Annotated in this window: 11 protein-coding genes; 2 read left to right on the top strand and 9 right to left on the bottom strand. The window is 71.5% G+C overall.

The window, feature by feature from the left end; translation table 11 throughout:
* Positions 1-38: 38 nt before the first annotated feature.
* On the bottom strand, positions 39-308 hold the full coding sequence (locus K7957_RS17865; RefSeq protein WP_223013853.1) for a hypothetical protein: 270 nt from the start codon (positions 306-308) through the stop codon (positions 39-41).
* Between the two features lie 436 nt (positions 309-744).
* Between K7957_RS17865 and K7957_RS17860 the strand changes: the two genes are divergently transcribed.
* The gene (locus K7957_RS17860) at positions 745-1,347 is read left to right on the top strand and encodes a PilZ domain-containing protein (protein WP_223013851.1); all 603 of its coding nucleotides are present in this window, start codon (positions 745-747) and stop codon (positions 1,345-1,347) included.
* Here the strand turns inward: K7957_RS17860 and K7957_RS17855 are convergent.
* From K7957_RS17855 to K7957_RS17845, 3 genes are read right to left on the bottom strand one after another with little or no spacing between them, the layout of a single operon-like run.
* On the bottom strand, positions 1,337-1,702 hold the full coding sequence (locus K7957_RS17855) for a response regulator (RefSeq protein ID WP_223013849.1): 366 nt from the start codon (positions 1,700-1,702) through the stop codon (positions 1,337-1,339). The genes K7957_RS17860 and K7957_RS17855 overlap by 11 nt on opposite strands.
* Entirely contained in the window at positions 1,702-3,786 is a 2,085-nt protein-coding gene (locus K7957_RS17850; protein WP_223013847.1) for an ATP-binding protein, read from the bottom strand. The genes K7957_RS17855 and K7957_RS17850 overlap by 1 nt, the downstream gene beginning before the upstream one ends.
* A gap of 5 nt (positions 3,787-3,791) precedes the next feature.
* The gene (locus tag K7957_RS17845) at positions 3,792-4,445 is read right to left on the bottom strand and encodes a response regulator (RefSeq protein WP_223013845.1); all 654 of its coding nucleotides are present in this window, start codon (positions 4,443-4,445) and stop codon (positions 3,792-3,794) included.
* A gap of 98 nt (positions 4,446-4,543) precedes the next feature.
* On the opposite strand from K7957_RS17845, the gene K7957_RS17840 reads away from it, so the two are divergent.
* The gene (locus tag K7957_RS17840; protein ID WP_223013843.1) at positions 4,544-5,146 is read left to right on the top strand and encodes a hypothetical protein; all 603 of its coding nucleotides are present in this window, start codon (positions 4,544-4,546) and stop codon (positions 5,144-5,146) included.
* Between the two features lie 9 nt (positions 5,147-5,155).
* Here K7957_RS17840 and K7957_RS17835 read toward each other — a convergent pair whose 3' ends face one another.
* From K7957_RS17835 to ku, 5 genes are all read right to left on the bottom strand, one after another.
* Positions 5,156-6,037, bottom strand: coding sequence for a transglutaminase family protein (locus tag K7957_RS17835; protein ID WP_223013973.1), 882 nt, complete (start codon positions 6,035-6,037; stop codon positions 5,156-5,158).
* Between the two features lie 44 nt (positions 6,038-6,081).
* On the bottom strand, positions 6,082-8,553 hold the full coding sequence (locus tag K7957_RS17830; protein ID WP_343228455.1) for a circularly permuted type 2 ATP-grasp protein: 2,472 nt from the start codon (positions 8,551-8,553) through the stop codon (positions 6,082-6,084).
* A gap of 74 nt (positions 8,554-8,627) precedes the next feature.
* On the bottom strand, positions 8,628-9,299 hold the full coding sequence (locus tag K7957_RS17825) for a hypothetical protein (protein ID WP_223013841.1): 672 nt from the start codon (positions 9,297-9,299) through the stop codon (positions 8,628-8,630).
* Positions 9,300-9,401: 102 nt separating this feature from the next.
* Positions 9,402-11,906, bottom strand: a complete 2,505-nt coding sequence (gene ligD, locus K7957_RS17820) for a DNA ligase D (RefSeq protein WP_223013839.1) — start codon at positions 11,904-11,906, stop codon at positions 9,402-9,404.
* A 157-nt stretch (positions 11,907-12,063) separates the two neighbouring features.
* Positions 12,064-12,969, bottom strand: a complete 906-nt coding sequence (ku, locus tag K7957_RS17815) for a non-homologous end joining protein Ku (RefSeq protein WP_223013837.1) — start codon at positions 12,967-12,969, stop codon at positions 12,064-12,066.
* Positions 12,970-13,044: the final 75 nt, after the last annotated feature.

Raw genomic sequence — 13,044 nt, 5'->3', positions numbered from 1 at the left:
GTCTTCGTCCTCCCGGCGAACGGGAGGAGGGTGCCCCGCTACTTTCCGCGTTGCGCTTTGCGCAGCAGCGCGGTCCAGCGGCGCCAGCCGGTCGGGCGGTGGAAGGTGTCGAGGCCGCGGTCGTCGAGCGCGCGGACGAGGTCGCGCGTGAGCGAGCGCAACTGGCGATCGTTCACCACGAGGCTGACACGATCATAATCCTGCCGTCGCACAGCCTCGGCCGATCGCGCCAGCTGAAGCGTCACCACGAAGCCGTGGCGCGTGCGGTCACGCTTCCAGCCGACCAGGATCGCTGGCGCGTCGGTCATTCTCTCACCCCCCGGTGACGGCGTCGCGCGCGGCGGTCGCCGTCGCTCACCGATGCTGCGCGCGGCATCCTCGTAAAGCAAGACGATCGCTCGGCGGCGATCGCCGCAACCGCTCGGCTCGGCGAAACCTTAGACTTCGGTCTCGAGCGAAGGCGATTAACCAACCATGCTAGTTCCTGCTTAACCAACCCGGTCCTTGACCTGCTCCAGCCCGGTTCGATCAGGCAGCCGGGCACGTCGCCGGCACGTGACCTGTGGGTCAGCGCGGGCTATAAGGTCAGCCGCGCTCGCGGTCGCGATGTTGGTCGGGATCGCGACGTGCGGAAGGGGCGCCGTTCATGCCGCGACCGGCGTGCGGTAGCCAGGGGGGCGGATCATTGTTGGGGCGGGCAGGATGACGGACCATGCGGCGCGCTGGCGCATGACGGAGGACAGGATGACCCGTGAGGGCGATCAGGTGCCGCCGCGTGGGGGCGAGGAGCAGCGCGCCGCCCCGCGCGAGCGCACGCTCTTCGCGCTCGGCCGGCTGATGATCGCCGGGCGGCAACACGTCTGCACCGTGCGTAACCTCGGGCCGGGGGGCGCGGGCATCGAACTCGAACCGCAGCCGGCCGTCGGTACCGCGGTGACGATCGAGACGCGCGGGCTGATCGCGCGGGACGCCACCGTGCGCTGGGTGCGCGGGGCGATGGTAGGACTCACCTTCGACGAGCCGCTCGGCGAGGAGACGCTGCGCGCGGTCGCCGAGACGCCGCGCAGCCCCCGCTTCCGCTACGACGGTCCCGTCGAGCTCGTCACGGACTCGCGGCTCACCGAGCATCGCGCGATCGACCTCGGGCTCGGCGGCGTACGCGTCGCAGGGGCGCCGCCGGCCGATGACGGCAGTGCGATCGAGGTGGTGATCGACGCCGAGTTGGTCGTGCGCGGCAAGCTCGCCTGGACCGGGGACGACGCCTTCGCGATCGAGTTCGCCGCGCCGCTCAGTGTGCGCCAACTCGCCGGCGCGATCGCGCGGCTGGAGGCGACACTCAGTCGCTGAGCAGCGCGCGAATTTGCGCCGACAGTGACAGCGGATCGAACGGCTTGACGATCACGCCGCGCGCGCCGATCGCGCGCAGCGCCGCGACGCCCCGTTCGCGACCGTGCGCGGTCATGAAGATCACCGGCAGGCCGGGGACGCGGTCGTGCAACGCTACGAGGAGCGTCGGACCGTCCATGTCGGGCATCGACACGTCGAGCAGCGCGGCGTCAGGCCGGGCCGCCGCCAGTGCGCTCAATGCCTCGCTCGCGCTGGCGGCGACGCCCAACTCGATCGTCGGGTCGAGCCCCAGCGCCAGCTCCACGATGGTGCGGATGTCGGGATCGTCGTCGACGAACAGCAGGCGCAACGGCATCAGGCGTCCACCAGCGTCCGCCTGGCGAGCAGCCGCCGCACAGTGGCGACCAGCTCGGGCAGGCCGTGGCGCCCCTTGGTGAGCACCGCCGCGGCGCGCGCGGCGAGCGCCGGCGGCACCGCCTGGCCCGAGTAGATCACCACCGGCACCCGCGCACCGCTCGCGTCGACCAGCTCGGGCGCGAGCTCCGGCCCATGGCCGTCGACGACTTGCATGTCGAGCAGCGCGAGATCCGGTGCGCCGTCGCGTAGCAGCGCACGCGCCATGGCGAGGCTGACCGCCGGCAGCACGCGCGCGACCCCGGCGAGCGCCACCGCGACGGTGGCGCGGACGTCGGGGTCGTCGTCGAGGTGGAGCAACAGCGGCAGCGGTGCTTCCGACGCGGGTGCAGCGGGTATGTCCGCCTCGAGCAGTGGCAGCGCGAAAGCGAAGCGCGTGCCGCCGCCCGCGCGATCTTCGAACCATATCGCGCCGTCATGGCGGCGCACGATCTCGCGCGAGATCGCCAGCCCCAGCCCCGAGGCGGGGGCATGGGTCGCGGCACGGCCGCTCTCGTAGCGCTCGAACAGGCGCGGCCGCACCGCCGCGGGCACGCCGCCGCCGCGGTCCTCGACCGCGATCAGCGCGCGGCCCTCCTGAACGCGCGCCGCGACTGTCACCGCCGCGCCCGCGGGAGAGGCATGGATCGCGTTGGAGACGAGGTTCGTGACCACCTGCAGCAGTCGTCCGGCGTCACCCTCGACCGCGACGGGCAGGGCCACCGACGCGTCGACCAGCTCCACCCCGCGGCTGCGCGCCAGGCCGTCGCTGTCGAGCGCGGCCTGCGCGGCGACGTCACGCAGGTCGATCGGCACGCGCGCCATCGCCAGCTGACCCGACTCGATCCGGTCAATGTCGAGCAGGTCGTTGATCAGCCGGATCAGCCGTCGCGCATTATTGTCGGCGATGTCGACCAGCCGCGCCGCCCGCGTCGGGAGCGCCGCGCCGCCTCCGCCGCGCAGCAGCGCGAGCGACCCGACCACCGAGGTGAGCGGAGTGCGCAGCTCGTGCCCGATGGTGGAGATCAGCTCGTCCTTGGCGCGCTCGACCCGCGCGCGCTCGGAAGCGTCGCGCAGCGATAGTATGAGATGATCGCCGCTCGGCACGCGCATCACGCCGATCGCGACATCGACGTGCCGCTCGCTGCCGTCGCGGTGGCGTGCGGCTCGGTCGGTGAGAAGGTGGTGGTCGAGCCGCCCGTCGTGGAAGCCGATCCGCTGGTGAAAGGCGCCGCTGCCCTCGGCGATGCGCAGTACCGTGGCGACGTCTCGCCGCTCCAGCTCTTCTGGCGCGTAGCCGAGTAATACGCTGGCGGCAGCGTTGATCATCTCGATCGTGCCGCTGGGATTGAGGATCAGCAGCGCGTCGTTGGTACCGCGCAGGATCGCGGCGTTGCGCTCACCCTTCTCATAGGCGTCGAGCGCGGCATCATAGGCTTGGTACCGCGACCGCCACAGCGAGCGCAGCGTCGCCGCGAGCGCCAGCGTGAGCACCGTGGCGGTGGCGAGCAGCAGCAGCCGGAGTTCGCTCCGCTGCCGCGCGAAGGCGGCGCGGCGCTCAGCGGTCAGCGCCCGCTCGCTGGTGCCCGCGCGCGCTAGCGCAACGCGCAGCCGGTCCATGACGCGCCGCCCCTCGCCGTCGGTCACCGCGTCGCGCGCCGCGGCGTGCTGCCCGGCGCGGAACAGCGCGAGCGTGTGGTCCAGCTCGGCGAACTTGTTGTCGATCAGCGCGGCGACCTCTGGCGCGGCGACCCCCTCCACCGCGCGGAGTCTCGACGCGAGCCGGCGGGCGGGCGCGTAGGGTTGGAGGAAGGCAGGGTCGCCGGTGAGGAGGTAGCCGCGCTGCGCGGTCTCGGCGTCCTTCATCGCGGAGAGCAGCATCACCTGCGCGCGCTCGCGGTCGAACGAGCGCGTCGCCGCCGCCTGCAACCGCAGCGAGCGCGCATATTCCCCGTCGGTCCACGCGATCAGCGCCGCCATCAGCAGCGGGACGAGCGCGGCCGCGAGCAGGAAGCGGCGACGCGAGGGTGGCCGGGGGCGCGCCACGGAGCTCATCGCGGCGCGGCGCCGAGCAGCGGCTGTACCGCCAACATCGCCTGCGCGCGGTTGGTCACGCCCAATTTCCGGAAGATTGCGGTCATGTGCGCCTTGATCGTCGCCTCGGTAACGTCGAGGTCGCGCGCGAGCTGCTTGTTCGAGCGCCCGTCGGCGAGCGCGATCAGCACGCCGCGCTGCGCCGGCGAGAGCGTCTCGATCCGGGCGCGCAGGTCGCCGAGCTGGGTTGCGACGCCGCTGATCGGCGGGAAGGCGGTCTGGCCGGAGTCGATTCGGCGCAGCCGCTCGGCCAAGGCGTCGAGCGGCAGGCTCTTGAACAGGTAGCCGGCGGCGCCGAGCGCGCGCGCCGCCTCGACCAGTGAGGGCTCCTCGCTGGCGGTGACGAGCACGACGGGAGTGCGCGGCGCGTGCATCTGCAGGGTGAGCAGGCCGGAGAAGCCGTTCGTGTCGGGAAGGTGGAAGTCGAGCAGGATCATGCGGAACGGCCCGCGCGCGGCGGCCTCGCTCGCCTCGTTCACGGTGCCCACCGCGACGACCGAGACGCCCGGCAGCGCCGCGCGCGCCGCGAGTGACAGACCCTCGCGCGTCAGCGGGTGATCGTCGGCGACGAGGGCGCGGCCGCCTAATCTCTGTTCCTGCTCCGCTATCATACCGACTTACTTATCTTTTCTCCGATAAGAAGGTTTCGTGGCAGAGCCGCCCTGTCGAGCGGTTTCTTGACCAAATCGGTGGAACTTTGATGCGCACCATGAAGAAACATCAGTTGATGCTCGTCGGGCCACATGTGCTGACAACGAGTATCGCCGGGTGGCAGGTGTGGGACTGTGCTTCCGATCCGGTGCCCTCCGGCAGGCAAGTCGACGCCGCCTTGGTCGCGATCACGCGCGACACATCGCCGCCCGCGTGCCTTCGCGCGCTCGCCGACGCGCCTTCTCTCCCGGTGCTCGCGCTCGCGCCCGACGACTGGATCAAGCGAAAGGACTGGCGCGTGCTCGGCTACGACGGCGCGGTCGCGACCGGAGCATCGGTCGACGCGCTCGCGGACGCGCTCGCTGATTGGCATCGCGACGCCACCTTGGAGACGCTCGCTCGCCTGGAGGCGAGCTTCGGCATCGCCGAAGTGACCTCGCTGGTCGAGCGCTTCGGTGCGATGCTGGCGACGGTGCGCGACGAGCGTGATCCGGCGGCCCTGGCGGACATGGCCCATCGCGTCGCCGGCATCGCGGGAACGCTCGGCTTCGCCGCGCTGGGGCGTCTGTGGCTGCGGGTCTCCCAGGGCGAGATCAAGCTGGCGGACAGCGCGCGCCGCGCGGCGGCGCATGCGATCGGCACGATCGCGCGGCGCGGCTGAGCCCGAGGCTCAGTTCGCCAGCGGCGCGACGTCGACGCTGACTTCCATCGCCTGCGCGCCCGAGCCGAGCACCACGCCGTCGACCGGTGCGATCTCGGCATAATCGCGACCGATCGCGACGACGACATGGTCGCTCGCCATCCAGATGCCGTTCGTAGGATCGAGCCCGATCCAGCCGCGCGCGGGGCCGCACCACAGCAGCACCCAGGCGTGGGTGGCGTCGGCGCCGACCAGCCGCTCCTGTCCGGGCGGCGGCAGCGTGCGGATGTAGCCGGAGGCATAGGCCGCGGGCAGGCCGGCGGCGCGCAGTCCCGCGATCATCACCTGCGCGAAATCCTGGCATACACCGCGGCGCTGGCGAAAGGCCTCGTGCGGCGGCGTGTCGACCAAGGTGGCGGTCGCGTCGAAGACGAAGTCGCGCTGGATCCGCCGCGCCAACTCGATCCCCGCCTCCAGCGCGTTGCGCTCGGGAGCGAGATCGGCACGGCAGTAATCGGCGATCGCGGGATCGAGCGGGATCAGCGGCGACGGGAAGAGATAGGCCGCCGGTCCCGCCGCCGAGAGGTCGCTCGAAGCGCGTGCCAGCCCCGCGACCTCCGCGAGCGACGGGTCGTCGCTCTGGGGCACGGGCACGTCCCGCTCGATCGTCACGCGCGCGCGGCTCTCGATCGTCAGCGAGCGCACGGGCTCCTCGATCACCAGCCGCGCGACATGCGCCAGCCCGGCCTCGGCGCGCGCGGGCTGGACGCGCCCGGCGGGAGCGACCGTCAGCGCGTAGGACTCGACCCGCTGCCCCGGCCAGTCGATCGGACGCAGCCGCAGGTTGCAGCGCGCGAACTTGACCGCATTGCCATAGTCGAAGCGGGTCACGTGGACGATGTCGTAGCGCATGATATGTCCGGCGGCGGCGAGCGGTGGGGGAGCGAGCAGGTCGCTCATGCCAGCGTCAGCCCGCCCGCGCGCAGCGGCTCGGCGCCCTGCAGGAAGTAGCGCCGCGCGACCGCCTCGGACAGCCGCCCGAGTCGTTGCTCGACCGCGAGCAGCAGCTCGCCGGTCAGCGTCGCTGCCTGCTCGGGCGCGACCATGGCGTAGAGCTCGGTCGCCTCGATCTGCTGTGCCTCGGCCATGCCGTCGTCCTCCAGCACCGGCAGCCGCGCGAGATGGTCGCGGATCGCCTCCACCTGGAACATCAGTGCGCGCGGGTTGCCGGGGTCGAGCACCACCAGGTCGAGCACGGGCACGCGCGCGATCCCGGTGAGATAGCGCTGGCGGTAGCTGATCTGGCTGTCGCCGAGGTCGAGCAGCGTCGAGAGATCGTCGAGCGAGGCGCCCACCGCGCCGAACACCCGCGCGGCGCGCGCGATCGCCTGCGCGCGCTCGATGCGCCGGCCGAGGTCGTGGAAGCGCCACGCCGCGGTCCGCCCCATATGCTCGGCCGAGAGCCCCGCGATCGCGGCGTAGCGGCGCTGGAGCGAGCCGGCCCGGTCGAGCAGCCCGCGGTGGCTGGGGAAGGGCGCGTCGAGCAGCCGGATCATGTCGGCGGAGAGCCGGTCGCGCGAGCCGCCGGCGATCCGCTGCGCGTGCGCGTTGATCGCGGCGACCGACTGCCAGCCGTCGGCGCGCGCCTCCATCGCGGTGCGCGCGAACTGGGTGAGGTCGGCGCGGCGCAGGGATGCCGGCGCGGGCGCGGCGCCCGCACCGACCAGCTCGTTGACCAGTTTGGCGACCGTGGCAGTGCCGAGCGCGGCGCCGGCGTCGGCGTCGATCGAATTGCCGAGCATCACGCGGATCACCGCGAGCATCGCCTCGCCGCGCTCGAGATAGCGGCCGAGCCAGAAGAAATTGTCCGCCACCCGGCTCGGCAATGTGCCGGGGTTGCGGCGGACGTGGAGCGTGTCCACCGCTGGCAGCAGCGACACCGGTGCGACCGGGTCGCGGCCGTGGACGCAGACGTCGGCCGACCAGCTGCCCTCGCCCATCACCGCGGCGCGGGGGTCGGTGTGCGCGCCGATCCGCGCGAAGCCCCCGGGCATGACCTGCCAGCGCCCGTCGCGGTCGCGCGCGGCGAAGACGCGCAGCGTGAACGGGCGCGGTTCCATCCGATCGGCGATCACCACGGGCATGGTCGAGAGGCGGACGATCTCCTGCCCGACATAGTCCTGCGGCCGCGCCGCCATCGCCTCCAGCAGCGCGACGCGCTGCGCCTCCGAGAGGTCGGCGCCCGCCACGGGACCCTCGCCGGGCAAGCCGAGCGTGCGCGCGCCGAAGGCGGAGGAGAGCAGCAGGGAGGACAGCTCGGCGGCGACGTGCCGCGCCTCGCGGTCCTGACCGCACCACCAGGTAGCGATGTTGGGCAGGATCAGGTCGGCGCCGGTCAGCCGCGTGGCGAGCTGGGGCAGGAAGGCACCGAAAGCGCCGCTCTCCAGCACCCCCGCCCCGGGCGCGTTGGCGAGCACGACATTGCCCGCACCCCAGGCGTCGATCAGCCCCGGCACGCCGATGCGCGAGTGCGAGTCGAAGGCGAGAGGGTCGAGCAGCCGCGGATCGAGCCGCCGCCACAATGCGTCGACCCGCTTGAGCCCGCCGATGGTGCGGACGTAGAGCCGGTCCTCGAGCGCCGCGAGATCGTCGCCCTCGACCAGCAGCAGCCCGAGGTAGCGCGCGAGATGCGCCTGCTCGGGATAGCTGGGATTGTAGCGGCCAGGCGTGAGCAGGCCGATGCGCGGGTCGCTGCGGCGGCACGCGGCGGCGAGCCCGTCGCGGAAGGCGGCGAAGAAGGGGGCGTGTCGACGGACGTTGAGTCGCCCCTGCAGTCCGCCCAGCGTGCGGCTGACCGCGAGCCGGTTCTCCAGCGCATAGCCCGCGCCCACCGGCGCGCGCAGCTGGTCGCCGAGCACGCGCCACTCGCCCGATGGCCCGCGCCCCAGATCCACCGCGACGAAGCGCAGGTGGTGCCCGCCCGGGGGCGTCAGCCCAATCAGAGGGCGAAGGAAGAAGGGACTGCCGGTGACCAGCGTGGCCGGCACGAGGCCGCGCTCCACCAGGGTCGCCGCGCCGTACAGGTCCTGGAGGATCAGCTCGAGCAGGTCGGCGCGCTGGGCCACGCCCTGCTCGATCCGCGTCCATTCCTCCGCCTCGATCAGCAGCGGGATCGGGCTGACCGGCCAGGGGCGCTCGCTGTCCTCGCCGATGATGCGGAAGCCGGTGCCGATGTCGGCGGCGTGGCGCTGCACCCGCTCGCGCGCGTGGCCGAGATCGTCGCCAGCGACCGCGGCGAGTTCCTCCAGCATGGCCAGCGAGGCGGCGGCGTCGCCCGCGCGCATCGCGTCGTCCGCGCCGCCGGCGTAATCGTCGAGCCAGCGGCGGGCGTTGGTCCCGGCATCGAACAGGGCAGGCTGGGTCGCCACTCGGTCCTCCGTGCGCGGGCAGGAGCGAACCCTAGGCGATGCCGCGGTGCAGTGCAAAGCCGCGGCGCGATGTTTCAGCGCGCGACGGGCGGTGCGGGGTAAGCTAGCACCGCGCCGGTATAGCGCTCGACCACCGCGCTGATCGGCGCGCCGTCGGGGAGGAGCAGCAGCGCGCGATTCTCGATCACGGAGTCGGCCACGTCGATCTCGGCGCGATGCGGCCAGCGCCACGACGCCAGTGTTTCCCAGCGGCGCGGCAGCGGCGACCAGAGATGCCGGCTCGACAGCGTGTCGCGGCGAAAGTGAAGCGGCTGCGCGGCGCGACCGAACGGCGTGTCGCCGGTGTCGAGCTGGCGGTTGATATCGGGCGTCAGCCGCGCCGGGACGTACCAATTGTCCGCGTCCGACAGGACGTGCGCGCCGCAGCGCAGCCGGACGTGGCGGTAGCCGAGCCGCTCCGTCTCGGAGACCTTGAGCAGGGCGCGGATCTCGGCCGGGGCCGAGCGCTCGTCGCCGCGGACGCGTTCCGCCTTGATCGTGGGATCGGCCGCCATCTGATGCTCGGCGCACCAGCCGTCGAGCACCAGCGTGGCGCTGTCGCTGGCGGCGAGCCGGTCGCTCAGGTCGTGGAGCGCGGCGTCCGCGGCGAGCCGGCCCTGCACGGTGCCGACCCAGGAGGGCGGGAGCGTCGCGGCGGCGGCGGGAGCGGTGGCGGCGGCGAGGGGGAGTAGGAGCGACCGGTACATGTTACCTTTATGATGGGATTCGACCGTGCGGGCTCGCTGTGATCTCAGATCCTCCCCGTGCCGGGGAGGATCTGGGAGCGCGGAACAGGCTCGCCCGCCCCGTCACACCTCGGGCAGCACCTGATCCGCCACGCCCCATCCCTTGAGCGAGCGGCCGTTGGCGCGCGCGATCAGCTCGGCCGCGTCGCCGACGTGCCAGCGCGCAGCGGTGTCGAGGTCGCGCAGCTCGGTCCAGGACACCGGCGCGGCGACCGGGGCGCCGGCACGCGCCCGCGCGGCATAGGGCATGATCGCCGTCGCGCCGCGCTGATTGCGCAGATAGTCGATGAAGATCCGGCCCTTGCGCTTGGCCTTGCTCATGTTAGCGACGAATCGTTCGGGCTCGGCCTGCGCCAGCGCGCGCGCGAACCGCTCGGCGAAGTCGCGCACCGCCGGCCATTCGGCCGCGGGCGTCAGCGGCACCACGACATGGACGCCCTTGCCGCCCGACAGCAGCGCGAAGCTCGTCAGGCCGAGCTCGGCGAGCTGCTCCTTGAGGTGCTCGGCGGCGCGCTTGGTGTCGGCGAAATCGAGGTCCTCGTCGGGGTCTAGGTCGAACACCATGCGGTCGGGGCGCTCCAACGCCGCAACGGTCGAGCCCCAGCCGTGGAACTCGATCGTTCCCATCTGGACGCAGGCAACGAGCCCGTCGGCCGAGTCGACGTAGAGGTAGTCTTCGGTCGAGCCGTCCTTCTCGCGGATCGGCACCTGATGCACGGTGTCGCCGAACGAGCCCGCGTCGTGCTTCTGGAAGAAGCAGTGCTTGGCGCGACCCTGCGGGCAGCGCACCAGGCTGACCGGGCGATGGCCGACCCAGGGCAGCATGATCCCGGCGACGGCGAGATAGTGATCGGCGAGATCGCCCTTGGTCACCTCGCTCTCGGGGAAGATCACGCGGTCGCGGCTCGAAACCTTGATCGACGTCGTCGGTGTCGCGGCGGACTTGGGCGTCGGCGCGGGCCGCTCCACCACCACTTCCGCGGCCTTCTTGTCGCCGCGCAGGCCGAGGAAGCTGGAATGGCGCAGCACGCCCTCAGGCGTGGTCTCGGTGAAGGCGATCTCGGCGACGAGCTTGGGGCTGACCCAGCGCGCGCCGCGCACCGCCGTGCGCGGCGCCGCGACGGTCGGCGTCTGACGCTCGAGTTTCTCCAGTTTGGCGGTCAGCTCCTCGATCAGCGCGCCCGAGAAGCCCGTGCCGACCTTGCCGGCGTAGCGCAGCGCGCCGCCCTCGTTGACGCCGAGCAGCAGCGAGCGGAAACCGCGGCGCTTGTCCGACGGCGTCCAGCCGACGACGACGAACTCCTGCCGACGCGTGCATTTCACCTTGAGCCACGCCTGGGTGCGCCGGCCGCGATAGGGGGCATCGGCCTTCTTTGACACGACGCCCTCGAACCCCTCGCGGCACATCGTCTCGAGCAATTGTTCGCCCGCGCCGACGACGTGCTCGGCGAACTGAAGCCGCGTCTCACCCGCGCCGACTAAGGCGCGCAGCCGCTCCTTGCGCTGGACGTTGGCGAGCCCGCGCAGGTCCTCACCGTCCTGCTCGAGCAGGTCGAAGGCGAAGAGCGTCATCGCGCCCTTTCCGCTGATCGCGTCCTTGAGCGTCGAGAAATCGGGGCGGCCGTCCTTGAAGGCGACGATCTCGCCGTCGATCAGCGCGCTGCCGACCGGGAGCGCGCCCGCCGCCGCGGCGATGCCCGCGAACTTGTCGGTCCAGTCGAGCCCATTGCGCGTGTAGACCCTGGCCTGCCCGTCGGCGACCGCGACCAAAGCGCGATAGCCGTCATATTTCACCTCGTGGATCCAGTCGTTGCCGCTCGGCACCGAGTCGACCAACGTGCAGAGCTGCGGCGGCTCATAGGCGGGCAGGGCGGCCTTTCGCCCGCGTCGGGCGGGCTTGGCCTTGCCGGGCCCCGCTTTCGTCGCGGCGGCCTCCTCGTGCGGCGGCGCGGCCTCGGCGATCTCCTGCATCGTGCGGCCGGTGGCGACACTGGTCAGCGCGGTCTCGACCAGCGCGTCGGTGCCGCCGGCGTGAGCGTCGTCGATCTTGCGCAGCAGCCAATTCTCGTTCTTCTCCTTGCCGCGCGGACGCAGCCGGATGAGCAGCCACTCGCCTGTCATCCGCTCGCCGTCGAGCACGAAGTGAAGATGGCCCTTGTCGAGGTCGCGCGCGCTCTTGCCCGCGATCGGCGACCAGGTGCCGCGATCCCACAGCATCACCGTTCCGCCGCCATATTCGCCCTTGGGGATCGTTCCCTCAAAGGTGGCGTAGGAGAGCGGATGGTCCTCGGTGCGCACCGCGAGCCTCTTCTCGTCGGGATCGAGGCTGGGGCCGCGCGTCACCGCCCAGCTCTTGAGCACGCCGTCGATCTCGAGCCGGAAGTCCCAGTGCAGTCGGGTAGCGTCATGCTTCTGTACCATGAAGCTGTTGCCGTTGCCCGGCGCTAGCGTGCCCGCGGGCTCGGCGGTGCGGCTGAAGTCGCGCTTGGCATTGTACCGCGCGAGCGGGTCGGTGGGAGCGGGGAGGGCGGACTGAGCTGGGCTGCCTTCCTTCTTCTTGCTCGTCACGCGACCCTCTCCGCGTTGCCGCGCGTCGTGCTCCCCCCAACCACCGTCATCCCGGGCTCGGTCCGGGATCCACCGTGCCGCATGCTAAGAAGGCGTTGCTTTCGCGGACAAGTGGATCCCGGACCAAGTCCGGGATGACGGAGGAGTGGAGCGACACTCACGCGCTCTTCTTCGCCGCCGGCTTGCGCGCCGCCGGCTTCTTGGCGGGCGCGCGCTTCGCCGCCGGTTTGGCCGCGGCCTTGCTCGCGCCCGCATTCTCGTTGGCCGCGCCGCGCGAGCCTTCCATCGACTTCTTGAGCGCCGCCATCAGGTCGACCACGTTCGACGCCGAGCGAGCGTCGCCCGAGTCCGTGTCCTCGATGATCTTGCGGCCGTGCGCCTTGCGCTTGCGCTCGATCAGCCCGCGCAGCGCGTCGACGTAGCGGTCGTGGAACTCCTGCGGGTCGAACGCGCCGCTCTTCTTCTCGATCAGCGCCTCGGCGAGGTCGAGCAACTCGGCGTCCGGCTTCTGGTCGGGGATGTCGCGGAAATAGCCCTGCGCCTTGTTGACTTCGTCGGCGTAGCGCAGCGTCTCCAGCACCAGACCGCGCCCGCACGGCTTCAGGCTGACGACATATTCGCGCCCGCGCATCGCCAGTTGGCCAAGCCCGACCTTCTTCGTCCGCCGTAGCGCCTCGCGCAGCACGATGAAGGCCTCCTCGGCGAGGTCGTCGGCGGGGACGACGAAATAGGGCTTCTCGTAATAGAGCACGTCGATCTCGCTGGCGTCGACGAACTGCGTGAGCTCCAGCGTCTTCTTCGACTCAAGCTTGACCGCGTCGATCTCGTCCTGCTCTAGGAGGACATACTCGCCCTTCTCGACCTCGTAGCCCTTCACGATCTCGTCGGTGTCGACCGGGCCCATGCCCGGCACCACCTTCTCATATTTGATTCGCTTGCCCGAGGGTTCGTGGATCTGGTGGAAACTGACCTGAGCACCCGACTTGGTCGCCGAGTAGATCTCCACCGGGATCGACACCAGCGCGAGCCGGATCTGTCCCTGCCAATATGCCCGCGCCGCCATGTCGCTTCCCTTGTTCCGGAGGCGATTCAATCATTTGCGGACAGACGGGTTCCCTGGTGCCGCGCTGCACCCGAT

The organism is Sphingomonas yunnanensis, assembly GCF_019898765.1.
Classification (GTDB): Bacteria; Pseudomonadota; Alphaproteobacteria; order Sphingomonadales; family Sphingomonadaceae; genus Sphingomonas; species Sphingomonas yunnanensis.
The sequence above is the reverse complement of the archived record's forward strand: the minus strand, read 5'-3'. Positions and strand labels throughout refer to the sequence as shown.